Origin of the sequence: Sphingobium sp. 15-1, assembly GCF_013375535.1 — a bacterium.
Classification (GTDB): domain Bacteria; phylum Pseudomonadota; class Alphaproteobacteria; order Sphingomonadales; family Sphingomonadaceae; genus Sphingobium; species Sphingobium aromaticivastans.
The window spans coordinates 67,389-92,267 of sequence record NZ_JABXJG010000001.1; the positions used below are offsets into that span (position 1 = coordinate 67,389).

A 24,879-nucleotide genomic window follows, 5' to 3' on the forward strand; every position below is an offset into this window, starting at 1 on the left:
TGCCTTCGCAGGAGCACGGTCTACTGCAAGGAAGGCAACCGGTCCGCTCCCCCAGTCACTCCAGCATCACCGCCAGCGCTGGTGTCATATATTCCTGCCCCCCTGTTTCCGTCCGCCGGATCAGGTACGCAGCGATGCCTTGGCGGGTGGCGAGGGCCATGCCCCGATCCTGGCCGAGAATGGTGATCGCGGTGGCCCACGCGTCAGCCAGCATGGCACTTTCGTGGAGGACGGTGACGGAGGCGACGTCGTTCGCGATGGGCGCGCCGGTCGACGGGTCCATGCTGTGGGAAAGGCGAGTGCCGCCTTCCTCGCGGAAGCGGCGATAGTCGCCGGAGGTAGCGACCGACAGGCCGCACAGTGCGATGCGCAGCATGGGAAGCGACAGGCCGGGAGGCGCCTCCACATCGACCCACCATGGCTGGAGGTCGGGTTTGACGCCATGCCCCCGCAGTTCGCCGCCAATCTCGATGAGGAAATGCGCCGCGCCATGGTCTTGCAGCGCCGCCGCCACCGCATCCACCGCGAAGCCCTTGGCGATGCCGGAAAAGTCCAGCGTCACATCGGCGGTGCGGCGGGCACGGTCGTCCTCGATCTCGATGGCGGTCCAGGGTGAGGAGTGGTTGGGCGCGGTGGACAGGCCTGTGAGGCCCTCGGGGCCGAAACCCCATGTCGCGACGAGACGGCCTATCGCGGGATCGAACGCGCCGCCCGAAAGCCGCGCCATGTCCAGTCCCGCGCGCAGTACCGTCAGCATGTCGGCGGGGAGGGACATCCATTGGCCGACCGGCGCGGCGTTGAAGCGGCTGATGGCGGAGTCCGTTTCCCAATTGCTCATCTGCGCGATGACGCGGTTCAGCACTGCCTTGATCGCCGCCGCGCTGCCCGGCGGCGCATCGACGATGCGGGCCGACCAGCTTGTGCCCATGGTCGGCCCGCCAAAATCGCTGATCCGGCCCAGCCCGCCCCGTAACGCGAAGGCGTCGGGCGACAGGCCAGGCGGGATGGCGATGCGGATGGGAGTTGCGCTCAGCCCTGCACCTCGATCGTCATGGCATAGGTGGCGCGATCCTGCGGCGGACCCATGAGGCGGGGACCGCCTTCGCTTGGCGGTCCGCCCTGGCCCTGCGGATTGCCCGCGCCCAGTGCACCGCCGGGGCCTTCACCCGGACCACGTCGCCCGCCGGTGCCCAGACTGACCCAGTACATGCCCGCTTCCGGCCAGGTGAAGGTGACCTTGCCCTGCGCGTCGGTCTTGGCGTTCATCTGCTTCAGGTCGGCGCGGTAGCGAATGCCGCCGGGGATCGCGACGACGTCCAGCCCCGCGGCGGGCTTGCCGTTCAGCAGGAACTGGAAGGTCGCCGCTTCGCCCACGGCAAGGTCGTTCGGATGGGTGACGGGGACCATCTCCAGCCCCTTGCCGGTCGTGGCGAAGACCTTGCGGTCCGGCTCGCCCGCCGTCACGAAGGTTTCGATGCGGGTGGTCGCCGTGGCGGTCTGCACATCCGTAGCGCCCTGCGGCACGGCGGTCGCCAGCGTGGCGGCGGTGGTGCCGCGCGGCAGCATCTTGCGCTCGCCGTTCAGCATGTAGCTGCCCATCAGCATCTCGTTGACGATGGCGATCCTGTAGGTGCCCTTCGCCTTGATGCCGAGGTCGAAGGTCTGACGCAGCTTGCCGACGGTGCGGTTCTCGACCTGCGCCGTGCTGCCGTCAGGGGCAGTGACGACCGGCTGCCAGTCCTGGCCGGGATGGTCGAAATAATAGAGGTCGCTGGAAATGGCGGCGTCTACCGTCAGCCATTCATTGCCGGAGCCTGCGAACATGGTTTCGGAGGGCAGCATCCAGGGACGCGCCGCCCCCGCCATTTGCGGCAGGGCAATGGCGGCGGTGGCGGCGAGCAACAGCAGCTTGCGGAATTTGGTCATGGCTTATCCCCTGTTTGGGTGCGTTTTGTTTGCTCTTCCGTGCTCACGCGAAGGCAGGAGCCCAGTTCCACCGTCTGGTCTGGGTTCCTGCCTGCGCAGGAACACGGGGGAGAGTTGGATTGGCCCTAGCGCGACAGCACGGCGCTGACCGCACCCAGTTCGAACTGGCCGGTGGCGCTGCCCTTGCCCCCTGCGGCGGTCACGTTGAGCGGCACGCGCACGACTTCACGGCCGCCATTTTCGCGGGCGGCTTCGACCACCACCATATATTTGCCGGGCGTCAGCGTCGGCATGCCGCCCTTGCCGGCGGTGAAGCTGAGCTTATGCGTGCCGGGCGCGCGGGTCGCGCCGGATATGCCGTCGGCGGGCAGGGTCAGCGAGCGGCCGGAGGCGCGCCACCACATGCGGATGTCGCGCAGCCATTTGGCGCCGCCATTGTTGCGCTTGTCGACATCGTAGAGGACCGACAGGGTGCGGGCCGGCGCGCCCTCCTTCTCCAGCCAGATCGCCACATAGGGGCGGTGATATTCGGCCACTGACAGGCGCGGCAGGGTGAGGGTGACGTCCAGCGTCTGCGCGCTGGCGGGCGCGGCGAGGGCGCTGGCGGCGCTCAAGGCCGCGCCGCCGGTCAGGACGATCTTGTGGCTGATCTGCATGAGGCGAAAATTCCCCTTAATGGATGAAGATGATGGCGAGGACCGCCGGGATGGCGAGGCCCATGGCGACCAGCGGCCAAGTGGTCGGCCGCTTCCTGGCGTGGAGCCAGAGCAGCAGCAGGCCGGTCAGCGCGAAGAGGAAACAGGCGACGGCGAAGATGTCGATGAACCATTTCCACACATTGCCCGCGTTGCGGCCCTTGTGCAGATCGTTCAAATAGCTGATCCAGCCCCGGCTGGTCGCTTCGCTGGTGACTTCGCCGCTGTGCCGGTCGATCGACACCCAGCCGTCGCCGCCGGGGCGGGGAAGGGCGAGATAGACCTCATCCGCCGACCATTCCGCTTCGCCCTTGCCGTTCTGGCCCATCTGCTTTTCCACCCATGTAGCGATGGGGGCGGGGAGCGGCTTCTTGGCGTCCGGCGTGTTATCCGGCGCGACCTGCTTCAGCAACGCGGGCGGTAGGGTGGCGGATTGGGTGACGGTCTGCGGCGACCCCTCCACATCGGCTGCATGGTTCAATGTGATGCCGGTGAAGGCGAACAGCAGCAGGCCGATCAGGCTGATGGCGGAACTCACCCAATGCCAGGTGTGAAGCTGTTTCAGCCAAAAGGCCTTGGGGCTCTTCTTCTTGTTCGGCTGAGCGCGGGCGGGAGCGTGCATCGGGAGCGGGACGAGTCCTGTATGGGATAAGGTCGGTTGCATAACGCGAACGACTCGCAATTGCAAATCTTGGTAGCCCGCGAAAATTGTATCAAAATGTACGACAGGCGTGTCGCAGTGACACTCTCCCATATCGTCACCCTGGGCTTGACCCGGGATTCCGCTTCTTGAAGCTGTGACAAAGGAAAAGCGCGGCCCCGGATCCAGCCCAGGGTGACGAAGCGGACGTCTATTTCACCTTTCGCCTTATTGTCGACAACCAGGTGAGGGTGGCCGGCGGCGTCATGCTATTGACGGGTCGCGCTATCCCAACTAGCCGCCTGTGAAATGGGGGTGACATGAAATCGTCATCGGTTCCGATGGCTTACCCGCAAAGGACGACACTATGCTGACGCCAGCCGTTGCCGCTGGAATGCTGATGATGGGTGTGCAGGCGGAGGCGGCGGGTACGCCGCAACCTGTCGCGCCTGTCGCCGCGGCGCAGGCGGCCGATCCGGCCCCCGGCCCGCAGGCCGCGCCGGAAAGCGAACCGCAGGTGCTGGTCGTGCCGCCGCCGCCGGTGATGCCGAACCTGCCGGGCGCCAGCGCCGAGCCTGCCCTTCCGCCAGCGCGGCCGGGCGACATCGTCGTCACCGGGCGCACGCGTCCGCCGCCGGGCGATCCGCTGGAGCGGCTCAACGAGAAGAGCTTCCAGACGGTGCAGGCGGTCGACAAGGCCGTGGTGGAGCCGGTCGCCAAGGCCTATAACAAGGGCCTGCCCAAGCCGGCGCGCAAGGGGCTGCGCAATTTCTTCTCCAACCTGCAGGAGCCGGTGGTGTTCCTGGCCTATATGCTGGAGTTGAAACCCGGCAAGGCGATGGAGACGGTGGGACGCTTCACTATCAACACGACGCTGGGCGTGGCGGGGCTGTTCGACGTGGCGAAGCGCAAGCCGTTCTTCCTGCCCTATCGGTCCAATGGCCTCGCCAATGTGCTGGGCTATTATGGGGTGGGGCCGGGGCCGTATATGTATCTGCCGATCGTCGGGCCGACGACGTTGCGCGACATCATCGGGGATACGGTGGACAAGATGATCGTGCCCTTCGCCGTGGGCAAGCCGTTCAACGAGCCCAAATATGTCATCCCCGCGACGATCCTGAACCAGTTGGGCGAGCGGGCCGCGTTCGACGAGACGATCCAGAATATCCGGCAGCAGGACAATCCCTATGCCGCCTATCGCGAACTCTATCTGAACCAGCGTAAGGCGGAGATCGAGGCACTGCACGGGCGCGCGCCGGAGGAACCGGTGACGCCGGTGTACGGGCCGGGGCTGGGTAAGGTGCCGGTGGTCGTTGGGGATGATGAACAGCCATAAGCTGGTTTAGGATGTGTGGGGATTCAGTTCAGGGTGGAGCGAAAATGGTGGATTTCGAGAACCGGCGCGCAGCGTACTCAAAGTACGTGAGCACTGGAAGCGCAGAAAGCCGCCATTTGCAGCCCGCCATGGGCTGAATCCCCACACACCCCAGAGCGCGCTGCGTTAAATCGGACGCAGGCCGCGCGCTCTAAGCTTTTGTTGTCGCATCGTTTTAAGCGCAAAACCGATTCCCACTTTTGCGCACGATGCTCTAAGTCGTCGTTCCCGCGAAGGCGGGAACCCATCTCCTGACCATGCCCCTTGGGGCTGCTAATGGGAGATGGATCCCCGCTTTCGCGGGGATGACGGCGTAGTTGGGGGGAGCGGAGGTCTACCGCCCCAGCAACCCCCGCGCTTGCCCCGCAATCTCCGCCAGCATTGCGACATTGGGGATGGCGGCGGCCTTGGCGCGGTGGACCAGGGCGCGGAATTGCTGGATGCGGGCGCCCTTTTCCTTCAGCCATTCCTCGACATGATGGCTGATATCCTTGCCTTTGCCCAGGGCGAGGAAGTCGAGCCGCACCTGCTGCATGTCGCGCGCCACGCCGGAGATCAGCAGCCGCTCCCATGGGTCGGAGGGCGCCATGCGGGCGGCGGTGGACTGCACCCAGTCGATGCCCACCGCCTCGCCCAGATGGGTGAAGGCGCGGGTCAGGGCGACCTCATCCACCGACAGCCGCCCGGCCAGCGCGGCGATGCCGACCGCGCCGTCCAGCTTGAACAGGCCGGCGGTGCGGCGGGCGAGATCCTGCGGCGCGCCGAGCGACAGCAGGCGATCCGTCGCTGCCGTGACGCGGCGCAGCGCTTCGCTGGTGAGCAGATCGTCCACCTGCTTCGCCAGCTTGCCCACGCCCTTGGCCAGAGCGGCATGGCCCGCCTCCGGCAGCGTGCCGGGGGGCAGGCTGCGGAGGACGTCCGCGATCTGCGCGCGCATGCCATTGGCGATGTCCCCGAACAGCGCGAGGCGGGCGGCTTCGGACATGTCCGCCGCGTCGATGTCGTCCCATAGCTGCCGGATGTCGTACAGCCGCTCCGCGATCAGGAAGGCGCTGGCGAGGTCGGCCAGCGAACAGCCCTCCTCCTCCGCCAGTTCGAACGGGTGGATGAGGCCGAGGCGGTTGACGATGCGGTTCGCGACCTTGGTGGCGATGATTTCCTTCTTCAGCGCATGGGCCGCGATGGCGTCGGCTTCCTTCTTCTGCATCGCGGGCGGGAAGGCATGCGCGAGTTCGCCGCCCATGCTGGCGTCGGTGGCCAGGTCGCCATGCTCGATCGCATCCTGCAAGGCCAGCTTGGCGGTCGACAGCAGCACCGCCAGTTCGGGACGGGTGAGGCCAAGTCCATCCTGGCCGCGCCGCAGCAACTGGTCGTTGGCGGCAAGGCCCTCTACCTGGCGATCCAGCCTGCCCGACTCCTCGAAGGTTTCGATCAGCCGCACATAGCTGGCAAGGTCCGCCGCGCCGCCCGCCTCCGCAATGGAGAGGCCCAGCGCCTGAAGCCGGTTGTCCTCCAGCACGATGTCGGCCACCGCGTCGGTCATGCTGACCAGCAGCTTGTTGCGGTCGTCGAAGGGCAGACGGCCTTCCGCCATTTCCTTGTTCAGCGCGATCTTGATGTTGACCTCATTGTCGGAGCAGTCGACGCCCGCGCTATTGTCGATGAAGTCGGTGTTGATCCGCCCGCCGCGCAGGGAGAAGGCGATGCGAGCGGCCTGAGTGGTGCCCAGGTTCGCACCTTCGCCCACCACCTTGACGCGCAACTGCTCGGCATTGACGCGCAGGCGGTCGTTGGCCGGGTCAGCGACGTCGCCATGGCTCTGCGCGGCGGCCTTCACATAGGTGCCGATGCCGCCGAACCAGAGCAGGTCGTTGGGGCTTTTCAGGATCGCGGCGATGAGCGCGGTCGGCTCCATCTCCGTGTCGGTGACGCCCAATATGGCCTGCACTTCCGGGGTCAGCGATATGCTTTTCAGACTGCGCGAAAAGACGCCGCCGCCCTTGGAGATCAGCTTCTTGTCATAATCCTCCCAGCTGGAGCGGGGGAGCTGGAACAGGCGGTTGCGTTCCTCCCACGACCTGGCCGGATCGGGATCGGGATCGAGGAAGATATGGCGGTGGTCGAAGGCGGCGACCAGCTTGATCGCCTTGCTGAGCAGCATGCCGTTGCCGAACACGTCGCCCGACATGTCGCCGCAGCCGACGACGCGCACTGGCTCGCTCTGCACATCGATGCCCATTTCCGCGAAATGGCGCTTCACGCTGATCCACGCGCCTTTGGCGGTGATGCCCATCGCCTTATGGTCATAGCCGTTGGAGCCGCCGCTGGCGAAGGCGTCGCCCAGCCAGAAATCCCGCTCCAATGCGATGGCGTTGGCCACATCGGAGAAGGTCGCCGTGCCCTTGTCGGCGGCAACGACGAAATAGGGATCGTCGCCATCATGGATGACGATCTGCGCGGGGTGCCTGACCTTGCCCTTGACGATATTGTCGGTGACCGACAGCAGCGAACGGATGAAGATGCGGTAGCTTTCCGTACCCTCCGCGAACCAGGCGTCGCGGTCGGCCTGCGGGCTGGGGAGCTGCTTGGGATAGAAGCCGCCCTTGGCCCCCGTTGGCACGATGACGGCGTTCTTCACCCGCTGCGCCTTCATGAGACCCAATATTTCGGTGCGGAAATCGTCGCGCCGGTCGGACCAGCGCAGGCCGCCGCGGGCGACTGGCCCGGCGCGCAGGTGGATGCCCTCGACGCGGGGGCTGTAGACCCAGATTTCGCGCCACGGCAGCGGCGCGGGCAGGCCCGGAATCTGCGCGCTGTCGAGCTTGAAGGCCAGTGCCTCCTGCGCCGCCGGGGCGTAGAAATTGGTGCGCAGCGTCGCGGTGATGACGGCGCGCAGCAGGCGCAGCACGCGATCCTCGTCGATCGCGATGACCTGTTCCAACCCCTCGTCAATGGCGGTCTGCGCTGCCTGGGCGCGGGCGGCGCCATCCTTGGCCTGCGGATCGTGCAGCGCCTCGAACAGTTCGATGAGCTGCCGGGCGATGCCCTGTTCGCGCCGCAGCGTCTCGGCAAAGGTCGCCATGCCATAGGCCATGCCGGTCTGGCGCAGATAGCGGAACAAGGCGCGCAGCAGCACGACCGACCGCTGGTCGAGGCCCGCCGTGACGATCAGCTCGTTGAACCGGTCATTCTCCGCCACGCCCTCGGTCACCTGGGCGATGGCTTCGGTGACGATGTCGGCGCGGGCGATCACGGCGTCGGCATCGCCGCCCGCGGGCAGCTCCAGCACGAAACGCTGGACATGGCCGAGCGCGCCGCCCTCCACCGCCGTCATCATCTCGTCGATCACGCGGAAACCGAAATTCTCGAAGGCAGGGACGACTTCGGACAGGGCGATGGCGTCATGGCTGTAGAGCTTTAGCCGCAGCCGCTGAGACGTATCCTCCGCATTGCGGTAGATGCGGATCGATTTGTCGCCGGGTCCGGACAGACCATGGAGCAGGCGGATGTCGATCGCCGCCTCCGCCGGGCCGGCGCCGTTGCGATAGCCCATCGGAAAGCCGGGCGCATAGCGTTGCGCGAGCGTCGCGGCGCGGCCCGCCTCCTCGCTGTCGGCCAGCGCTTCCTCCACGGCGGGCAGCCAGCCCCGCACCATCTGCTTCAATTGGCGGTCGAGCGGTTGTTCGTCCGGCTCCACCCCGCCGTCGCGCAGGTCGAGCGTGATGCGCAGCAGGGCGAGGCCGCTTTCCTCCAACGCGATCGACCAACTCAGCACCGGGCCGTTGCAGGCCTGGCTCAACATGTCCTGCACCGCCACGCGCCGCGCAGTGGTCAGCTCCTCGCGCGGCAGCCAGGCGAAGGCGTAGAGATGGCGGGCGAGCGCGCTGGTGCCCAGCACCAGCTTCGGGCGCGGCCGGTCGGTCAACGACATGAAGGTCAGCACCAGCCGTTCCAGCGTCTCGCGGTCGAAGCCGATGAGGATGTCATGCGGCAAAGCGGTCAGCGCATGGGCTAGCACCTTGCCCGCATGGCCGTGCGGATCGAAATTGAACTTGTCCATCAGCGCCGACAGGGCGGAGCGCAGCAGCGGCACCTTGTCCGGCGTCGTCGCCAGCCCCGCGCTGGTCCACATGCCCGCGTGGATGGAAAGGGCGGTGACCTGCTTCCCTTCCCGCACCGGCACGATGATCAGGTCGAGCAGCACCGGGCGATGAACGCGGGAAAGGCGGTTGGACTTGATGATGAGGGGCGTGCGCTTGCCTTCCTCGAACCAGGTGAAGGCGGCTTCGATCGTGGCGGGCGCCAGCAGCGGCTGGTCGCGCAGGCCGCAGACGCCGATACGCAGATCCGCCTTGCCGTCGCGGCCGCGCCGTTCATGGCCGATCTGGGTGAAATGGCGGGCGAGGAACCAGCGGAGCAGCGCCGCGCCTTCCTCATCGGGCACGGCATCGGCGTCGGCGGCCATCGCCTCGCGCATTTTCGGCCAGTCGGTGACGGCGGCGCGGACATCGGCCAGCGTCTCTTCCAACGCCTTCTCTAGCGCGCGGCGGGCCTTGGCGTCGGCCCGGTCCGCCTCGATATAGATCATCGATTCCCGGCGGGCGCCGGGGGTGTCATCCTCCAATATCGCCTTTAAATGGCCGTTGCCGTCCCGCTCCACCGACAGGACGGGATGCAGCAAACGGTGGATGATGATGTCGGCGGCAGCCAGAGCGTTGGCGATGGAATCGACCAGAAAGGGCATGTCGTCATTGACGATGGCGATCCGCATGAAGCGGCCGGTCGCCCCTTCGCCCAGTGTCTCCATGGCGATGGCCACAAGGCCGGGGCGGCGGGTGGCGGCGGTGCGGGCGATGAAGCCGGCCGCGTCCAGCACGGCGTCGTGATCGAAGCCCTCGCTTTCGCCGGGGAGCGCGCCGCGCGCCAGCGCCATTTCCAGGGCGTCCCGGATGCTGTGGTCAACCTGCCTCGATTCAGCCAATGCCGTCATGCGCTTGCCTCTTGCCCGCGGGATTGGTTCCCGCTTCTTGTGAACGGAGAAGACGCCGGAGAACCGCCACGCGACTTCTCAAACCGATGCCGTCCACTATGCGCCACTGCGTCGTGAGGCTCAACCCAAGACAAGAAATAAAGTTACTCGATATTGAAATAATATGATGCAGCGCAACATGGGGGACGAACGCCCCGAAGGATAAGCCAGGGAATCGGACCATGATCCCGTTCTGTCAATCCGACGCGGCGGTTTCTGCCGATAAAAGGGGTCCGAGCCGCGATAAGGTCGCGATTAAGGATGTGCTCCGATTAAATCGCCACGTGCTGCTGCGCAGGCAGGAGCCCAGTTCGACCGGTGGGACTGGGCTCTCACGAGCTCCCTGTCTGGTTCGAGTGCCTGCGCAGGAGCATGTGGCGCCTCAACTCCTAATTCGCCGCGGCGACGATCGCCCGTTGGCTGAGGTCCGATCCTTCCGGCAGGGCGCCGACGATGGCGAGCGACCCGTCCTTCTCGCGCCGGGCGATGACGACCGCCAGCCCATCGCCGTCGGTCGCGACGGTGAAGGGATCGATCGCGGCGGCAGCCTTCATGGCGGCGCGGGCGGTCTGCTGGCGATCCGGCTTGGCCGGGCCGTCGCCACGGCGTTGGGCGCGCTCGTCGCGGACCAGGGCCTTGAGGCCGCCTTCATATTGAGCGAGATAGTCGCCAAAGCTGCCCAAGGCGATGCCGTTGGCGCGGGCATGGTCCAGCGCGGTCGCATATTCGGTGATGCGCGTCTTGTCGTAGCTGGAGCCGAAGACCAGCTTCACCACGGCGGTCATTGGCGCGCGCGCCTGAACCTTCAGCCCGCTATTGTCCAGCAGCTCGGCATATTCCTCCGGCCGGGCGATGGTGACGAGGGCGAAGTCGTAGCTGAGGCCGATGGCGCGGTAGAGCGCGGCATGGCTGCGCGCTTCGCTGGTGCGGGCCTGCTCCGCGCTGTCGCGGGCGAGGGCGAGCCAGTCGGCCAGCGGAGCATCTTCGTCGGGGCTTTCCATGCCGCTGAGGTCGAGCGTGTCGAAATCCTCGGCGGCCGGGCCATCGGCCCAGATCGGCGCGACCGGCGGCGCGGCGGGGGTGGAAAGCAGGGCAGCCTCCACCTCCCGGTCGATTTCCGCGGTGACGGCCTGGCTGGCCGCTTCCTTCCAGTTGATGACACCGAAGACGAAATCGATCGTCTCATCGTCGGAAGAGAAGGGCATCAATATGCCGCGATAGAGGATTTCCGCGCCGCGCTGGTTGACGAAGCCCGCCTCGAAGCCGATGGGCGCGGCATTGGCGATGATCTGGAGATAATGGTCGGTCAGCCGCGACAGCAGCGATCGCGTGGGCACGTCGTTGATATATTGGATCGGCCCTTCAATCTCGCACTCCTCGCGCAGCGCGGTGCCAAGATAGACGATCGCGGGATTTTCCAGCCCTGTGCTGAAGTCGAGCAGGACGCTGTAAGGACCGAAATCCTCCAGATCCTCCGGCGCGAGGTCTTCGATTGAGGGCAGGCTGCGCTCGCCCAGCAGCGACGCCCAATAATTATAGGCGCGCACCTGCATCCGGCGTTCGTCGGAACCGACGAGGGGCGGCGTTTCGATCGCCGCGTCGTCGGCAGGACCGAAATCATCCTCGTCATCCGGGATTTCATGCCCCCGCAGAGTGTCCATCAATCGGTCCTTAGCCCAGGTAAAAGCTTTTCCTCGAGACTCGACAGTGCCACGGGATGGTAAACATGGTGTAAAGGCGGGGCGAAATGATGGTCCGATGCGGTTTGATGGCGGATGGCGCGGATGAATCGCATTTGCCCGCTTGTCCTCCAGCCAAAGCGCTGTTATCTGCCCGCCCCAACGCCGCTTTAGCTCAGTCGGTAGAGCATCGCATTCGTAATGCGAGGGTCACGTGTTCGAGTCACGTAAGCGGCACCAGTATCTTGGCCTTATCGGCCGGATTTTCCCTACTGAAAGTGCTTTGAGACGGGTCCGTCGTGGGTTCCCCAATAGGAAGCGCTTGCGCTGAACCCTATCTTGAAATTTATCGGGTGATGTTCGCGTATATGTTGGCCGGCCGCCCGGCGCTTGAAGATGGGAGGCGGTGCTTCCGCACGGCCGATGATTAGGTTCAATCTTGCAGCGCCAGCGACCCATGCGAGGGGATTTTCGGGAAGCCTTTGATGTCCCGTGACGCACCGCCGAGCGCATACGGGGTCAATAGAGGCTGGCTCACTCATAAAATTGGATCATCTCGCCCATCTTTTGCTTGTTGCGAAAGAAAAACTGGAAGGTGATTTTGATCTTTTGGCAGAGAAGGTTCGTGCGCCTAACGAAGCGTTGGATAAGCTGACATAATAGCGAGAGCGGCAATAAAATTCATAATATCTATTTCTACGCCATTCATTGATCGGGACGGCAGAGATTCCTATTTCCCCGCGGCAATCCCGCCCATCCTTGGGCCGAGAATTAGAGGATTTAGCAAGCATCACAGGGAGGCAGATTGACTTTTGCCCCGTCGCCTGCCATATGGGACATGCTAAACGTCGCCTGCGACGGAATTTGCCCCATTGGGTGCTCCTTCCCTTCTCGCGCTATCAGCTCCGCTCGTGCTTTTGCGGGCGGGTATTCTGTTTTCGTGAAAGGAAACATCCCATGCCCATCGGCACCGTCAAATTCTTCAACGCCGACAAAGGCTATGGCTTCATTGCGCCCGAAGACGGCGGCAACGACAGCTTCGTGCATATCTCCGCCGTCGAACGCGCGGGCATGGCGACGCTGCAGAAGGATCAGCGGCTGAGCTATGAGGTCGAGACCGACCGTCGTGGCAAGCAGTCCGCCATCAATCTCGCAAGCGCCTGACAGGTCGAGAGGCGGATTTTCCGCTCTGGACCAATCTTTCCCGGCACGATCTTTGTCGATGCCGGGTCGGCATTCCCCGTTTGCCTGTCCTCATAGCTGAGGAGAGCGCGGGGAATGTCCAAGACTTGAGGAGGCCATCGCGCGCCTCTTGCCGTCGAGCCGGATTCCGGTCCGGCGATTTCCGTGCGCCGGACCGCAGAAAATCGTCCGCGCACATCCAGCCGCCCCTGTCGCGGCTGGCACAGGCGCCGCGGATATGCGCGCCACTCTTAATCATTGTGCGCCCACAGGCGTTCATCAGGATCATCATGAATTTCAAATTTCCGAATATCTCCGGCCTTTCCAATCGGCCTTCCTCTTTTCGCAGGATGCATCGGCCGGACCATAAGCCCGCGCCCGCAGGCATATTGTCGGCCCCGGATTTGCGCCGCATCGTGGCCGAAATGCTCGGCTGAACGCTGCAGCCAGACTTCATCCGGGAGACTGTCCATGTCCGTCACCAGCGATTTCTATCTTGCGCGGGTCGCTCAATGCGATCGCGAGGCAGGCGAGACCGATCTGGCCAATGTGCGGGACCGTTGCTTGCGCGCCAAGGCGGCGTGGCAGGCGATGGCCGACCGGGTTCTGAAGGGCGAGGCGGATAGAAAACAACAGGCCGCCGACAAGGTGGTCCATCGGGAGCGGCCCTTTGGCTAGACAATCAGGCAGACATTTCAACGGTCCCCGCCTTTCTTCGGAACAGGCGGCGCGGCAAGGCCGAATTTCCCAACTCGCCATCGCCCGGCTGGGCGCGCAGGACGCCATCGCCTTTCTCAACGGCAATGACGAGAAACTGGGCGGAAGACCGCTCGACCTGGCCATAGAAAGCGTCGAAGGCCTGCGCGCCGCGGAGCAGCGGCTGGAAAATCGGACGGACGGCTGACTTCCTCTTGCAGCCGGCTTCAAAATGCAGAAGGCGGCAAATCCTGATCAGCGTCGAGGCGCCGGTCTATCGCTTCGCCCAACTCATCAAGCTGGTCGAAGGATATGCCGATGTCGATAGTCGCGCCATCCTCCAGGGTCAGCCTCAGCCGATAGCGTTCCGCCTCGGCTTCGATCGCGAAACTGGCAAGGCGGCTGGTCATGACGGTCTCCGGCAAATGGCGGCCGCAAGGCCCCAAGGGATGCTCTTGCCCCTCACTTCAGGATGCGGCGTTCCGCTTCCGCAAGAGCAAGCCTTCTCCCCGTGACCAGCGTCTGGCCGATGAAAAGGAAGATCAGGATCGAACCGACGGTCCCCACGAATATGTCGAAGCCCGACCAGCGCCCGAATAGTCCGGGCGCCGTCCCCAGCGCCATCATCATGACGGTCAGGCCGATGAGCATCAGCCGGAGCTCCGTTGGTCCGGCGGAAAGATAGGAAAGCTTCAATTCGCCCAGCACCCGCGCCGACAGAAAGGCGTGGATCGACAGCAGCAGATAGCCCGCGAGCGCGATCATGGCGACATCCATCGTGACGAATGGGCTGAGGCCGATCCCGGCAAGGATGAGCAGCGTCGCCAGCCCGTCGCAGCTATGATCGATGAAATATCCGTAGGAAGGGCGCTCGATGCGCCGGTATCGCGCCAGGCTGCCGTCCATGGAATCACCGAACCATTGCACCGCATAGCCCGCAATGGCGAGCAGCAGCCAGGCCGAAGCGATGTTGCTGGCGACATATCCGGCGAAGATCATGACCGCGCCCGCCATGCCCGTCGCCGTCAGCCGATCCGGCGTTATCCAGGGCGGCATCCGGTGGCACAGCCAGTTGAGCAGCCGCCGTTCATTGGCGGCCAGCCAGTTCTGTTGAATCCTGGAGAGCGATTGGGGGGATTGGGGCTGGATCGTCATAGGCCTTCGATCATGGTCTGGAACAAGCGGCGCATCCGGGGCGCAATATATGCCGGCATCAACCGCCGCGTCCAAAGATGCGCCAGCCAAGAAAAATCAGCACTATCACAGATGCGACCAGCGCTACCTTAAAAGAGAGATAATCTTCCTGCACGGCATGCTTCCCTCTGCGCGGGAGCACTCAAGTCTCTCTGTCGGATCGTGCGTAAAAAAGACCCGATAACCCTCCGTAGCAGCCTTCATGCGAGCCGAACAGAATTTTCCCGGTTCTGCGCGCTTTTCCAACAGACGGGAAGGATCTTCCGTGCTATTAAGCCATTATTGCGCGAAATTTGCTGCAAGCATTCGCCGTGACAGAGAGACTATCGTGCTCCCGCTTGCCAGCCGAGGAGCATCGCCATGGAAGACCTGAATTATCTGCTGAAACGCGAGCAGGAGGAATTGCTGCGCGCCCGGATCGCGCATAGCCCCGCCGCATGCCGTGCCCATAAACGGCTTGCCCAGGGATATGCCAGCCGCATCCGCAATCACCCGCATCCCTATCGGTCCGAGAATGCCGATGGCTTGGTTTCCTTCAATCCCTTTCCGTTCAACGTGGAAGGCGGCGCGGCATGAGCAGGGTCGTTAATGTTTGGGCCACGCCGGACATCATCAAGGCCGCATGCGACAAGCACGCATTCCGGATATCCGCTCTGGAAGCGCTGGTTTCCGGTGGCGCAAGGGTCGTGATGCTGGACCCTAAGGATGCCGACGCCTTTCGCATATTGATGAAGGACAAGCTGATCGAAGGCGCCGTAAAGCGATCCGCATCCCACATGGCCCGGCAATGGTCCCCCTCGCTGCATCGGAAATAGTCATGAAGCGGTTCGACTATCTCGATCGCCGCAGACAGGCTGCGCTGAACCATGCCGATCTCGCCATCTGCCCGGTCGAGAGAAGGAAACATGAAGAGCAGGCTCGCGCCTACGCCAAGATCATTGCTGTGCTGCGCCGGGAGGAGGAGGCGTCACTCCACGCCCGATAGTGGGATGGAGTGGGCCGGCTTGGCCGCGAACCAGATATTATGCCAGCGCTCCGTGCTGCCGATATAGGCCGGCAGGATGATCTCGTCGACGTCGAAGCCGGACGCCTCAAGCCTGCCCGCAAAACAATCGTCCGCATAGGATGACCAGACGGACAGAAGCCCGCCCGGCTTCAGGGCGGCATAGGCCGCCGACAGACCGGCATGGGAATATAGCCGGTCGTTCAACGGCGTGATGAAGCCGTCCGGCCCATTATCGACATCCAGCAGAATGGCGTCGAAGCGATCCGGCGTCTCCGCGATGACATCATGGACATCGTGCAGGCGAAGGCTGACGCGGGGATCGGTGAGATTTCCCCTGAACAGATGCGCCAACGGCCCCTTGGCCCAGACGACGATCTGGGGAACCAGCTCCGCTACGGTCACAAGCGCTTCCGCAGCCCAGCAGGCCAGCACCGCGTCCAGGGTGAAGCCCATGCCCAGCCCGCCTATCAGGACATGCCCGTCTTTCCTGCCCAGCCGCTCGCCGGTCAGGGTGGCCAGCGCCATTTCCGACACATGGTCCTGACTTCCCATCAACTCGTCGCGGCCGAACTGGATGGAAAATTCCTTGCCGCATTTGAGCAGATGCAATTGGCCACCGCCCGGAATATCCGCGACATCCACCGTTTCTATGGGCAGACGGCTTGTTTCGGCGGTCCTGGTTTGCCGTTCATCGCTGCTATCAATCTGCATGGCGGAAGACCGCCTTGACGAAGCGCTGTCACGATTCATGCTGTTCCTGTCGCATTCTCGGGATCAATCGCGACGTAAACCAGCGTGGCGTCCATTGCGCGGTGACGCCGTGCAATGCCCGGCCTGCATCTTCTTTGCAAGGCCGTGCAGCAGATCGTTTTTGACAGGGGACGCACTGACGTGAAGCGATGGTTTAGGCCCTCAGTGACAAGGTGAAAGGGCGCAAGGACAGCTTCCTACCCAAATGCTCTCGATAGGAAGCTGTCGAAACCGGGCTTTCGCAGCGTTTGGGTCTGCCGCGTGAAAGGTGAATAGCCGCCTGCTCGGTTCCCGTAAGCTCACGACCGGGGCCAGTGCGCCTTCATCGGCGGCAAGCCGGGCAGATGAAGCCGCTCTTCCCGCAGCAGCAGCCCAGCATAATCTTCTGCCGGTGAGAAATATAGAAACCCCAGCAGGCGTTCTGCGAAGAGCCACTTTCCCTCGAGGCGGACATATGTGTCCCGATAACGAATGCCGCTGACTTGATGTTCGTTTGCGACGGTCACTTCTGCATGGCAACTAAGGATGCCATGGGCAAGATCCAGGTTGTCGTCTGTCCACTCGATCACATGGTCATGGTTGGTATGGAAGCTCACGCCGCCAGTCTGGATATTGGCTTTGAGCAGGGCCGCGATCTTCTCGGCGCCCTGTGCATGGATCTCGTCGTAGAAACCGTAGCGCGCATTTGGCGCCCATAGGGTTGCGAGGACATTAAAGTCGTGATCGTCGACGGCGAACGCGTAACGCGAGATCAGATTGCGGATCGCCTCGCGATCTTCCAACTGTTGGAGCCGGGCGGCCAGATCGTCGCTCATCGTAAAATCCTTCCTGTCTTGAAAGGCGCGTGGTTCAATGACGCGCCGATCATTGAATGGAACCGGCCACGCCGATGGCGCAGCATGCCCCGACGAGAAGGGCAAGCTTGGAAAAGGATAGGGCATTGCCGTAAACGAAATAATCCACCGCGATCGATGCCAGTGGAACCGATGCTGCGAACAGCGGCATGATGACGTTAAGCGCCACGCCCTGCCGGATCATGACGGCAATCAGCCAGAGGGAGATGAGGAACGGGATCACGCAGCAGATCGTCCAGCTTGCGTTGGCAAATCCGTTGGTCTGCGGCAAAAGCGATACCGAGACGACCTGAGACCCCAGCGAGATCAGGAATATGGCGATGACGCCGAACGGCATTGCGGCAAGGCTCATGTTTCGCTCCCGATAGGCTGATCCTTGAAGGACCAACTTGTCCTGGACTGTCCTCTCATTGCGCGGTCATCCCGCCATCGATGACCAGTTCGCTGCCCGTCATGAACGCCGCGCGGTCGGAAGAGAGGAAGACGACGCCATCCGCGATGTTGTCCGGCGCCGCTACGCGTCCCATGGGATTGAGCGCGGCGATTTGCTTCAGGCCCTCGCTCTCCTCTACGCCGATGGCCTGGGAATAGGCGGCTACCGCTTCGTCCGCCAGTGCGGTCATGGTAAGGCCGGGGTGGACCGAATTGACCCGAATCTTCTGCGTTGCGAGTTCGAGGGCAAGACATTTCGTCAGGAGACGCACCGCTCCTTTCGACGCGCAATAATTGCTGGTGTAGGCCGATCCCACAATACCACCCACCGAGGAAAGATTGACGATGGAAGCCCCTCCCGTCCACTTTCCGACCCTCTCGGCCAAGACGGGGATTGCGTGCTTGCAGCCCAGAAACACACCTTCGACATTCACCGCCTGCATGCGGCGCCATTCCTCGATCGTCGTGTCGACAAGCGGTTTGAGGCCGAATATTCCGGCATTGTTGACGAGTATGTCCAGTCCGCCCGCCTCTTCGCGGGCAAATTGCATGGCTGCCTGCCAATCCGGCTCGCTGGTCACGTCGAGCGAGCGGGCGACGCCGCCGATTTCGTGGGCGACTGCGCTCCCGTCCGCTATGTCGCCCACAATCACCTTTGCGCCGGCCCGCGCGAGGCTCCTGGCAATAGCCGCACCGATCCCTTGCGACCCGCCGGTCACCAAAGCGACCCTTCCCTCCAATTCGCGAGCACCTGCTTGAGAGGAACTATCCATATGGTCATATCCCTAGATTTTATTTAACTTTTAGAATAGCTTAGGAAAATCGCAGGCCTTCAGGATAGCTCAGCTATCTGCCAGGAGCATGTCCGCCGCCTTCTCAGCGATCATGATCGCGGGCGCGTTGGTGTTGCCGCTCTGAATCTCCAATATGCCGGCAAGTCGACAGCAAAGCTTCGGTCGATCGGAGAGATATTTCGCCATTCAGAGATTTGTTCACCGCTCATGGAAATGCCCGGAACGTCAGCCGAAGCGGCGTTCCAGGCATAGGGATCAGTATTTCACGGTAATGGTTCCGCCATAGGTGCGCGGCGCCGCCGCAACGCCACGCCAGCCGCTGGCGCCAAAGCCGTAAACATTGCCCTCAGAGAAGGCGTAATATTGTTTATTGCCGATATTCTTGCCCCAGAAACTGATCGTCACATTGTCGAGAGACGAAGGAGTGAAGGAGAGCGACGCATTCACAAGCGCCATCGGTCGCTGCCAGATGCCATTGTAGGAGTAGGTAACGCCCCAATTATACTTGCTCGTATGAGCAAGGCTCACATCTGCCACGAATTTGCCGATCTGCGCATCAAGCGCATAATTGGCTCCGACGCTGAAGCTCCAGGTCGGCGCGTTCGGCATCCGGTAGCCCGTCGCGTCGAAGGTGGTCGGGAAGATCGAAACATCATTGATGTCGGTCGCCCCGGTCAAGATCGGATATGGCGAGCCGGAGCCCGGAACACCGCCTTCATAATGCGGCGCGTTGACGAAATCGGTATATCTCGCGTGGAGGTACGTCACGCTGCCGCGCAGTTGAAGCCCTTCAGTGGGGATGGCGGTCAGTTCAAGCTCGAATCCCTTGGAGCGCGCCGAACCGGCGTTGATCAGGCCGGCAGCCGCGTTCGGCGGGGTGCCGACGACGGTCTGGACCTGCGGGTCCTTGATGTCGCTCAGGAACAAGGCGCCGTTCAGGCGGACACGGCGATTGAAGAACTCCGATTTGAAGCCGATTTCATAAGCATCGACGATTTCGGGCGCCGCCGGCTCGGCGCTGAGCGGGATGGTGTTGTAGGTGCCGGACTTGTAGCCGCGGCTGTATGAAGCATAGGCCATAAGATCAGGCGTAAAATGATGGTCGATGGCTGCCTTCCAGGTCACGCGCTGGAACGAGTGATGGGCGCGAGAGACGCCACCGGCCAGATAAGTGCCGACCGCCGGATCGTCGATATAGGTATAGCCCTTGCCCTTCAGGCGATCGTAAGTATAGCGAAGGCCCCCGGTCACGTTGGTGCTGTCGTTCAGGGGAACGGTCGCCTGGCCGAAGGCCGAATAGCTGTCGACCGTCTGGAAGCCGTACTGGTTCTGAATCGCACCCGGCGCCACGAAGAAGTTCGTCAGGTCGCCTTTGAACACGGCCGGATCGTACCCGGCATAATAGTGCATGTAGAAAGCGCCGACAATCCAGTTGACCGGGCTACTTGCCTTGGACTTGATCTGGAATTCCTGAGTGATCTGATTGTCGCGGTTGCCGACGTCAATTTCGAGCCATCTGGGTGAGACCCAACTGATCTGATTATAGGTGAACCCAAATGAGTTTTTGAAGGCGCTGATCGATACGAGATCGGCAAAGGCGGTTTCCTGATCGATCCTGAGCGATGCGCCGTACGTCTCTATGTCGGCATCGGTGCGGTAGATATTGCGCGAGTCGTAAAAGCCCCCCGAATCCGCAAGCGAGGGATATATCACCACCGGATCGGGATAGCCCGTGGCGGTGGGCACCACCGATGCTATATTCGTCGTACCGGAGACTGTGCCTTTCAGCACGTCATGCTCTTGGCCGAAATCATCCTGCTGGCGTGCATAGAAACCCACGAGCTTGACACGCGTCGTCGGCGTGGGCTCCCATAGCAGTTTGGAGCGCACGGTCCAATTTTTGCCCAGATATTCTTTCTGGCCATTCACGATGCTGCGCCCCCAGCCATCGCGCTGATTGCTCCAGCCAGCCGCCACATTCCATGACAAGGTGTCGGTCAGCGGCGCGGAAAGATAAGCATGGGCGCTTAATGTGTCATAATTGGCGTATCCGACATCTGCATTGACCTCCAGCTTCTTGCCGGGGTCCTTCGTAAATATCTGGATTGCGCCGCCAGAAGCATTCCGGCCAAATAGCGTGCCTTGCGGTCCCTTCAGGACTTCGACATGCTCGACATCGTTCAGACCGACAATCGAGGAATATAGACGAGTATAATAGAAATCGTCGACATAGATCGCGACACTTGATTCATTGCCGATCACGCCGGCAGCCATGTTGCCGATGCCGCGCAAAAAGGGGAAGGCGATGCCCTGGTTGAAGTTCGTTTTAACCGAAGGATCGACATGTCCCAGTTCAATGGCCGAGGTGATGCCGCTGGCCTGCAATTGGGCGCCGTCGAACGCGGCGACCGAGATCGGCACGTCCTGCGCACTTTGCGCGCGCCGTTGAGCGGTCACCGTGATCTCATGCAACTGATCGCCGCTGCCGGTCGTATTCGCGTCGACCGTGTTATTGGCGACCGTGCTTGCTTCCTGCGCGAAAGCGATTGACGAACAAGTGGCGCTCGACAGCAACATCGCCGTATAGGTGATGCAGGAAGATACCGAATAATTTTTCAGGTTATTGCGGCGAGCCGGCGCGGGAAATTTATTTCTGCTCATTTTAAAAGCCTTCATCATTCTTGAGGCCCGACTATCTCCGTGGGCCAGAAGGTGCCTAGAACATAGCGAAAACTGCAATTCGGCCTTTATTTTCAAAGCCGTTGCCAAGCCTATTCGCTCACCTGCATCGGGACGTCCTTGAAAACGGCGGTGCTATTTTCAGTTTCCTTCATGACGGGGAAGTGGAAGCCGCATTTGGGGCAAGGCTCCGCCAGTGCGGCCTGTTCCATGTTCACGTCATAGACTGTGTCTGAAATATGCGCGCAGGCCGGGCATACCCGGATCAGGCGGGCATTCTTGAACTCAAAATTGGTGATGATGTCTTCCATGATCGCACCAGTGCGCACGGCCCATTCTTTCGCGTGCTTGTGGTACGTGTCCATGTGCCAGTCCTTGAGCGCGTCGAAGCTCGTCCAGAAACTGACCTCATTATACCAGCGCGGATCATCCGGATGGACCCACCAGGTCAGATGCAGGAAGCCCGGCAACTGCATCAATTGGTGACGGACGTTGGCAAAAATGGTCTGAAACTTGTTGTAGCCATCCTCGCTTGAGAATCTTACGCGCTGCATACTTTGATATACTGGCATTCCGCCCTCCCTTTGAGCCGACGCCCCTGATGCGCCAACATTGAAAGGTTACATCGATTTGTCACATGACATTGCACCACTTGCCCTTTTACTCTTTGGTCCACCTCTACGACGGAAAATTCTGTGGATATTCTATGGCTTACTCTCTCGCGATCGAGAGAGGCGCCCCCGCTCGGAGCATCATATCGCTGCCATAGGGTGGGGGAGCCACTCTCAACCGGGGAGCGGGGCATGGGATCTTCCCGGCGTCGCAGGATTACGCAATGTCGTTTCGAGGAAGCTGAAAGCATGATGTCGCAGAATATCTCTGCTAAGTGATGCTCCACGATCGACATAGTCCGGCCAGCGCCGGTTTCGTCTGATGAAGCTTCCAATCCGTGGCTGTGCCAACTGGCCGGCAATGAACGGCATCACAAGCCGTAGCATGATCCTGATGCAAGCCGGCGGCCTAAAGGAAGAACGGAGGAATTCCGGCATCGGGCGTATCCCCAGCGACTTGCGCACTGACCCCATATGCCGGCATGAAGGCTACGATAGTCATGGCGATCAGAATCGAGCCGACATAAGTGCTCAATTCTAGGAAGAACTTTCACATACCCTTTCATTCAGGCAGGGTCGAATTGAATTCACGCCACTCATTTGAAATTTACTCGGATTCCATCCAGATATATCCATTCATCTAAATATATCGGCCATGGCGTTGCAAGACTTCGATCTTGTAGCCATCTGGGTCCTGAATAAAGAAAAATCGCGCCATCAAGGAGCCGTCTCTGAAGAATTCCTTGATCGGCAGCGGGTTGATGCCGGCTTCATCCATCCGCGCATGGGCCGCGTCGAGGTCTGCGACCGTGACGGCGACGTGGCCATATCCATCGCCAAGGTCGTAAGGCTCGGTTCGGTCGTGATTCACGGTGAGTTCGATTTCCACGTCATTTTCCTGGTTGCGTAGGTAGATGAGCGTGAAACCGTCGAACGGGAATCGGTCCGCCACGTCGAGATCGAGGGCCGCTTTGTAAAAGGCGACCGATCGTTCTTCTTCAAGCACGCGGATCATGGTGTGAATATATTTTGCCATCGATTTAATCCATTTTTTCGTCGGCAACCGACTATTCCGCGCGGAGACTGCGGGTCAATCGGTATCGCTTCTGGACCCAGGACAATAAGTCTCACCGGACAAATTGACACTCTTTCGCAGCAGTGGGACTGAGACGCCCCTTGGGCAACGGAGCCGCTGCGAAGGCTGCAAGGCATTGATGCCCACCCGTATTTGTCGTGACCATCGTGCAGACAGGATAGTTTATCGATATGACGGACTCAAAATCTGCTCGTGCTGACCTGGTCGATGCATTGCGATCGATCGTCGGCGCCCATGAAGTCTTTACGGACGAGTCCTGCACGCGGCGCTTTACGACCGGTTATCGTTATGGCGAGGGTGCCGTGCTCGCTGTCGTGAGGCCGCGCAATCTCGTCGAATTATGGCGAACGCTGAAGGAGTGCGTGAAGGCCGGCGTCATCATCATCATGCAGGCGGCGAATACCGGCCTGACGGGCGGCTCGACCCCCTATGGCGACTATGATCGCGACGTCGTTCTTATCAATAGCCTGCGCATGAAGGGCATTCATCTGATCGTTGGAGGACGCCAGGTCGTGTGTATGCCGGGCGCGACGCTCTATGAGCTGGAGGATGCGCTCAAGCCCCATGGTCGCGAGCCGCATTCCGTAATCGGATCCTCGTGCATCGGCGCTTCGGTATTCGGGGGCATCTGCAACAATTCGGGCGGTGCGCTGGTCCAGCGAGGGCCTGCCTATACTGAACTCGCGCTCTATGCGCGGATCGACGAAGAGGGCGAGCTGCAACTGGTCAACCACCTCGGCATCAGGCTGGGCAGCGATCCTGAAGAGATGCTTCGTCGCGTCGAGGCCGGCGGGTTCGATAATGCGGATATTTTGCACGATGCGGTCCGTCGCGCTTCGGACCATGATTATTCCGCCCATGTTCGCAAGGTGGGCGAGGCGACGCCCGCGCGATTCAATGCCGACCCGAGCCGGCTTTTCGAAGCGTCGGGAAGCGCGGGGAAAGTGGCGTTGATGGCCGTGCGGCTCGATACCTTTCCCAAAGAAGCCGATACGGCGACATTCTATATCGGCACCAACAGCACGAACGACCTGGGTCGGATCAGGCGGGAAATTCTGCAGAATTTCCAGACTTTGCCCATCGCGGGAGAATATATCCACCGGGACGCCTTCGACCTTGCGGCAAAATATGGCAAGGACATGGTGATCGCGATCGAACGGCTGGGAACCGCGCGACTGCCTTCGCTATTCGCCCTGAAGGCCCGCGTCGATGAGTGGGCGCGCAAGCTTCCGCTGCTGCCGCGGCGCATGAGCGATCATATCCTTCAGATGAGCGGTCGGCTGTTTCCCGATCATCTGCCCAGACGCATGTGGGACTTTCGGGATGGTTACGAACATCATCTGATCCTGAAGATCGGCGCGGACGGGATTGCGGAAGCGCGCGCTTATCTGGAGGCGCGCTACCCAAATGGCGACGGCGATTTCTTCGAATGTACTAAGGCAGAGGCGGAAAAAGCCTTTCTGCACCGCTTCGCGGTAGCGGGCGCGGCGGTCCGTTATCGCGCGGTCAACAGCAGGACAGTCGAAGATATCATCGCGCTCGATGTCGCGCTGCGCCGCAATGATAGCGAATGGTTTGAGGTGCTGCCTACGGCCATAGAGAAGCATTTGGTGAAGACGCTCTATTACGGCCATTTCTTCTGCCATGTGTTTCACCAGGATTATATCGTGGCGAAAGGTGCCGATCCGGTGGCACTCGAGCATGAGATGCTCGAAATCCTCGACCGGCGCGGCGCTGAATATCCGGCCGAGCATAATGTCGGTCATCTCTACAAGGCCAAGCCCGCGCTGGAGAGCCATTATCGCGCGCTTGACCCCGGCAACAGCTTCAATCCGGGGATCGGGCAAACGGCGCGGGGAGCGAACTGGCAGCCCTGAGTTCGGCCATCAATTTGAAGGGAGCGGCCTTATGGTTCGAAAGGGTGTGGCGGGATGGCGTGCATCTCACCTGGCTCGCCTGGACCAACTCCAAATTCCCGGATTGGAGCAAGCGCTCCCTAAAGAGTCAGCCTAGAAAACAATGGATACACGATCGCAAAGTGGCGGTAGCGGCCATTTGCCCGTGTGACCGGCCATTGCTGTCAACGCATCATGGCCGTTTGTGGGGGAGGATAGCGTGACCCTTTCTGGATCAATGCCGCATCGACTGAAGTCTGTCGCTCCAAGCGACGCTTCAGACTGCGTCGAATATCTTGTCGGAACCGCTTCGCAATCAGTTTGCGACCCGATGTTGCAGGCGTTT

25 protein-coding genes and 1 tRNA gene are annotated in these 24,879 nt (G+C 61.8%); 9 read left to right on the forward strand and 17 right to left on the reverse strand.

Annotated elements, in window-relative coordinates; translation table 11 throughout:
• Positions 1-55: 55 nt before the first annotated feature.
• The 4 genes from HUK72_RS00275 to HUK72_RS00290 all read right to left on the reverse strand — a co-directional run bounded on the left by HUK72_RS00275 (position 56) and on the right by HUK72_RS00290 (position 3,243).
• Positions 56-928, reverse strand: a complete 873-nt coding sequence (locus HUK72_RS00275; protein ID WP_176594998.1) for an FAD:protein FMN transferase — start codon at positions 926-928, stop codon at positions 56-58.
• A gap of 101 nt (positions 929-1,029) precedes the next feature.
• Positions 1,030-1,926: a DUF4198 domain-containing protein gene (locus tag HUK72_RS00280; RefSeq protein WP_176594999.1), complete on the reverse strand. Its 897-nt coding sequence runs from the start codon at positions 1,924-1,926 to the stop codon at positions 1,030-1,032.
• Positions 1,927-2,051: 125 nt separating this feature from the next.
• Positions 2,052-2,582 (reverse strand): DUF2271 domain-containing protein, encoded by a 531-nt coding sequence (locus HUK72_RS00285; RefSeq protein WP_176595000.1) that lies wholly within the window; start codon positions 2,580-2,582, stop codon positions 2,052-2,054.
• 16 nt (positions 2,583-2,598) lie between these two features.
• Complete coding sequence (locus HUK72_RS00290; RefSeq protein WP_176595001.1) at positions 2,599-3,243, reverse strand: PepSY-associated TM helix domain-containing protein; 645 nt, start codon at positions 3,241-3,243, stop codon at positions 2,599-2,601.
• Positions 3,244-3,628: 385 nt separating this feature from the next.
• Between HUK72_RS00290 and HUK72_RS00295 the strand changes: the two genes are divergently transcribed.
• Entirely contained in the window at positions 3,629-4,597 is a 969-nt protein-coding gene (locus HUK72_RS00295) for a VacJ family lipoprotein (RefSeq protein ID WP_176595002.1), read from the forward strand.
• A 373-nt stretch (positions 4,598-4,970) separates the two neighbouring features.
• Here HUK72_RS00295 and HUK72_RS00300 read toward each other — a convergent pair whose 3' ends face one another.
• Both HUK72_RS00300 and HUK72_RS00305 read right to left on the reverse strand, forming a co-directional pair.
• On the reverse strand, positions 4,971-9,626 hold the full coding sequence (locus HUK72_RS00300) for an NAD-glutamate dehydrogenase domain-containing protein (RefSeq protein ID WP_176595003.1): 4,656 nt from the start codon (positions 9,624-9,626) through the stop codon (positions 4,971-4,973).
• Between the two features lie 428 nt (positions 9,627-10,054).
• Complete coding sequence (locus HUK72_RS00305; RefSeq protein WP_176595004.1) at positions 10,055-11,326, reverse strand: hypothetical protein; 1,272 nt, start codon at positions 11,324-11,326, stop codon at positions 10,055-10,057.
• A 182-nt stretch (positions 11,327-11,508) separates the two neighbouring features.
• Between HUK72_RS00305 and HUK72_RS00310 the strand changes: the two genes are divergently transcribed.
• Together HUK72_RS00310 and HUK72_RS00315 are read left to right on the forward strand one after the other, a co-directional pair.
• Positions 11,509-11,584, forward strand: a tRNA-Thr gene (locus HUK72_RS00310).
• Positions 11,585-12,301: 717 nt separating this feature from the next.
• Entirely contained in the window at positions 12,302-12,508 is a 207-nt protein-coding gene (locus HUK72_RS00315; protein ID WP_176595005.1) for a cold-shock protein, read from the forward strand.
• A gap of 269 nt (positions 12,509-12,777) precedes the next feature.
• Here the strand turns inward: HUK72_RS00315 and HUK72_RS00320 are convergent, their stop codons facing one another.
• Positions 12,778-13,008: a hypothetical protein gene (locus HUK72_RS00320; protein WP_176595006.1), complete on the reverse strand. Its 231-nt coding sequence runs from the start codon at positions 13,006-13,008 to the stop codon at positions 12,778-12,780.
• Between HUK72_RS00320 and HUK72_RS00325 the strand changes: the two genes are divergently transcribed.
• Both HUK72_RS00325 and HUK72_RS00330 read left to right on the forward strand, forming a co-directional pair.
• Positions 12,998-13,204 (forward strand): hypothetical protein, encoded by a 207-nt coding sequence (locus tag HUK72_RS00325; RefSeq protein ID WP_176595007.1) that lies wholly within the window; start codon positions 12,998-13,000, stop codon positions 13,202-13,204. The genes HUK72_RS00320 and HUK72_RS00325 overlap by 11 nt on opposite strands.
• Positions 13,197-13,430: a hypothetical protein gene (locus HUK72_RS00330; RefSeq protein WP_218035878.1), complete on the forward strand. Its 234-nt coding sequence runs from the start codon at positions 13,197-13,199 to the stop codon at positions 13,428-13,430. The genes HUK72_RS00325 and HUK72_RS00330 overlap by 8 nt, the downstream gene beginning before the upstream one ends.
• 19 nt (positions 13,431-13,449) lie before the next feature.
• Here the strand turns inward: HUK72_RS00330 and HUK72_RS00335 are convergent, their stop codons facing one another.
• Together HUK72_RS00335 and HUK72_RS00340 are read right to left on the reverse strand one after the other, a co-directional pair.
• Positions 13,450-13,632: a hypothetical protein gene (locus tag HUK72_RS00335; protein WP_176595008.1), complete on the reverse strand. Its 183-nt coding sequence runs from the start codon at positions 13,630-13,632 to the stop codon at positions 13,450-13,452.
• 52 nt (positions 13,633-13,684) lie between these two features.
• Positions 13,685-14,377 carry a CDP-alcohol phosphatidyltransferase family protein gene (locus HUK72_RS00340; protein ID WP_176595009.1) on the reverse strand — a complete coding sequence of 231 codons (693 nt, stop codon included), beginning with the start codon at positions 14,375-14,377 and terminating at the stop codon, positions 13,685-13,687.
• Positions 14,378-14,776: 399 nt separating this feature from the next.
• Between HUK72_RS00340 and HUK72_RS00345 the strand changes: the two genes are divergently transcribed.
• Genes HUK72_RS00345 through HUK72_RS00355 form a run of 3 tightly spaced genes read left to right on the forward strand, consistent with a single transcriptional unit; the run spans position 14,777 to position 15,401 of the window.
• Positions 14,777-14,992, forward strand: coding sequence for a hypothetical protein (locus HUK72_RS00345; protein WP_176595010.1), 216 nt, complete (start codon positions 14,777-14,779; stop codon positions 14,990-14,992).
• Positions 14,989-15,231 (forward strand): hypothetical protein, encoded by a 243-nt coding sequence (locus HUK72_RS00350; protein ID WP_176595011.1) that lies wholly within the window; start codon positions 14,989-14,991, stop codon positions 15,229-15,231. The genes HUK72_RS00345 and HUK72_RS00350 overlap by 4 nt, the downstream gene beginning before the upstream one ends.
• A gap of 2 nt (positions 15,232-15,233) precedes the next feature.
• On the forward strand, positions 15,234-15,401 hold the full coding sequence (locus HUK72_RS00355) for a hypothetical protein (protein ID WP_176595012.1): 168 nt from the start codon (positions 15,234-15,236) through the stop codon (positions 15,399-15,401).
• On the opposite strand, the gene HUK72_RS00360 is transcribed toward HUK72_RS00355, so the two are convergent.
• The 8 genes from HUK72_RS00360 to HUK72_RS00395 form a co-directional block, all read right to left on the reverse strand.
• The gene (locus tag HUK72_RS00360; protein WP_176595013.1) at positions 15,384-16,133 is read right to left on the reverse strand and encodes a spermidine synthase; all 750 of its coding nucleotides are present in this window, start codon (positions 16,131-16,133) and stop codon (positions 15,384-15,386) included. The two genes, HUK72_RS00355 and HUK72_RS00360, sit on opposite strands and share 18 nt — an antisense overlap.
• A 338-nt stretch (positions 16,134-16,471) precedes the next feature.
• The gene (locus HUK72_RS00365) at positions 16,472-16,987 is read right to left on the reverse strand and encodes a nuclear transport factor 2 family protein (RefSeq protein WP_176595014.1); all 516 of its coding nucleotides are present in this window, start codon (positions 16,985-16,987) and stop codon (positions 16,472-16,474) included.
• A 49-nt stretch (positions 16,988-17,036) separates the two neighbouring features.
• The gene (locus HUK72_RS00370; RefSeq protein ID WP_176595015.1) at positions 17,037-17,378 is read right to left on the reverse strand and encodes a hypothetical protein; all 342 of its coding nucleotides are present in this window, start codon (positions 17,376-17,378) and stop codon (positions 17,037-17,039) included.
• 55 nt (positions 17,379-17,433) lie between these two features.
• A complete protein-coding gene (locus HUK72_RS00375) occupies positions 17,434-18,231 on the reverse strand; it encodes an SDR family NAD(P)-dependent oxidoreductase (RefSeq protein ID WP_176595016.1) in 798 nt (265 codons plus the stop codon).
• 69 nt (positions 18,232-18,300) lie between these two features.
• Complete coding sequence (locus HUK72_RS00380) at positions 18,301-18,438, reverse strand: hypothetical protein (protein WP_176595017.1); 138 nt, start codon at positions 18,436-18,438, stop codon at positions 18,301-18,303.
• A 69-nt stretch (positions 18,439-18,507) separates the two neighbouring features.
• The gene (locus HUK72_RS00385) at positions 18,508-20,913 is read right to left on the reverse strand and encodes a TonB-dependent receptor (RefSeq protein WP_176595018.1); all 2,406 of its coding nucleotides are present in this window, start codon (positions 20,911-20,913) and stop codon (positions 18,508-18,510) included.
• Positions 20,914-21,023: 110 nt separating this feature from the next.
• Positions 21,024-21,485: an antibiotic biosynthesis monooxygenase gene (locus tag HUK72_RS00390; protein ID WP_255325572.1), complete on the reverse strand. Its 462-nt coding sequence runs from the start codon at positions 21,483-21,485 to the stop codon at positions 21,024-21,026.
• A 697-nt stretch (positions 21,486-22,182) separates the two neighbouring features.
• On the reverse strand, positions 22,183-22,578 hold the full coding sequence (locus tag HUK72_RS00395; protein WP_176595020.1) for a VOC family protein: 396 nt from the start codon (positions 22,576-22,578) through the stop codon (positions 22,183-22,185).
• Between the two features lie 230 nt (positions 22,579-22,808).
• On the opposite strand from HUK72_RS00395, the gene dld reads away from it, so the two are divergent.
• Complete coding sequence (dld, locus tag HUK72_RS00400; protein ID WP_176595021.1) at positions 22,809-24,515, forward strand: D-lactate dehydrogenase; 1,707 nt, start codon at positions 22,809-22,811, stop codon at positions 24,513-24,515.
• The last annotated feature ends 364 nt before the right edge of the window (positions 24,516-24,879 follow it).

Excerpts from the sequence above, each read along its gene's own strand:
- HUK72_RS00275 (WP_176594998.1), bottom strand. The coding sequence starts at position 928 with ATGGGCACAAGCTGGTCGGCCCGCATCGTCGATGCGCCGCCGGGCAGC.
- HUK72_RS00280 (WP_176594999.1), bottom strand. The coding sequence starts at position 1,926 with ATGACCAAATTCCGCAAGCTGCTGTTGCTCGCCGCCACCGCCGCCATT.
- HUK72_RS00285 (WP_176595000.1), bottom strand. The coding sequence starts at position 2,582 with ATGCAGATCAGCCACAAGATCGTCCTGACCGGCGGCGCGGCCTTGAGC.
- HUK72_RS00290 (WP_176595001.1), bottom strand. The coding sequence starts at position 3,243 with ATGCACGCTCCCGCCCGCGCTCAGCCGAACAAGAAGAAGAGCCCCAAG.
- HUK72_RS00295 (WP_176595002.1), top strand. The coding sequence starts at position 3,629 with ATGCTGACGCCAGCCGTTGCCGCTGGAATGCTGATGATGGGTGTGCAG.
- HUK72_RS00300 (WP_176595003.1), bottom strand. The coding sequence starts at position 9,626 with ATGACGGCATTGGCTGAATCGAGGCAGGTTGACCACAGCATCCGGGAC.
- HUK72_RS00305 (WP_176595004.1), bottom strand. The coding sequence starts at position 11,326 with ATGGACACTCTGCGGGGGCATGAAATCCCGGATGACGAGGATGATTTC.
- HUK72_RS00315 (WP_176595005.1), top strand. The coding sequence starts at position 12,302 with ATGCCCATCGGCACCGTCAAATTCTTCAACGCCGACAAAGGCTATGGC.
- HUK72_RS00325 (WP_176595007.1), top strand. The coding sequence starts at position 12,998 with ATGTCCGTCACCAGCGATTTCTATCTTGCGCGGGTCGCTCAATGCGAT.
- HUK72_RS00335 (WP_176595008.1), bottom strand. The coding sequence starts at position 13,632 with ATGACCAGCCGCCTTGCCAGTTTCGCGATCGAAGCCGAGGCGGAACGC.
- HUK72_RS00340 (WP_176595009.1), bottom strand. The coding sequence starts at position 14,377 with ATGACGATCCAGCCCCAATCCCCCCAATCGCTCTCCAGGATTCAACAG.
- HUK72_RS00345 (WP_176595010.1), top strand. The coding sequence starts at position 14,777 with ATGGAAGACCTGAATTATCTGCTGAAACGCGAGCAGGAGGAATTGCTG.
- HUK72_RS00350 (WP_176595011.1), top strand. The coding sequence starts at position 14,989 with ATGAGCAGGGTCGTTAATGTTTGGGCCACGCCGGACATCATCAAGGCC.
- HUK72_RS00355 (WP_176595012.1), top strand. The coding sequence starts at position 15,234 with ATGAAGCGGTTCGACTATCTCGATCGCCGCAGACAGGCTGCGCTGAAC.
- HUK72_RS00360 (WP_176595013.1), bottom strand. The coding sequence starts at position 16,133 with ATGCAGATTGATAGCAGCGATGAACGGCAAACCAGGACCGCCGAAACA.
- HUK72_RS00365 (WP_176595014.1), bottom strand. The coding sequence starts at position 16,987 with ATGAGCGACGATCTGGCCGCCCGGCTCCAACAGTTGGAAGATCGCGAG.
- HUK72_RS00370 (WP_176595015.1), bottom strand. The coding sequence starts at position 17,378 with ATGAGCCTTGCCGCAATGCCGTTCGGCGTCATCGCCATATTCCTGATC.
- HUK72_RS00375 (WP_176595016.1), bottom strand. The coding sequence starts at position 18,231 with ATGGATAGTTCCTCTCAAGCAGGTGCTCGCGAATTGGAGGGAAGGGTC.
- HUK72_RS00380 (WP_176595017.1), bottom strand. The coding sequence starts at position 18,438 with ATGGCGAAATATCTCTCCGATCGACCGAAGCTTTGCTGTCGACTTGCC.
- HUK72_RS00385 (WP_176595018.1), bottom strand. The coding sequence starts at position 20,913 with ATGAGCAGAAATAAATTTCCCGCGCCGGCTCGCCGCAATAACCTGAAA.
- HUK72_RS00390 (WP_255325572.1), bottom strand. The coding sequence starts at position 21,485 with ATGCAGCGCGTAAGATTCTCAAGCGAGGATGGCTACAACAAGTTTCAG.
- HUK72_RS00395 (WP_176595020.1), bottom strand. The coding sequence starts at position 22,578 with ATGGCAAAATATATTCACACCATGATCCGCGTGCTTGAAGAAGAACGA.
- dld (WP_176595021.1), top strand. The coding sequence starts at position 22,809 with ATGACGGACTCAAAATCTGCTCGTGCTGACCTGGTCGATGCATTGCGA.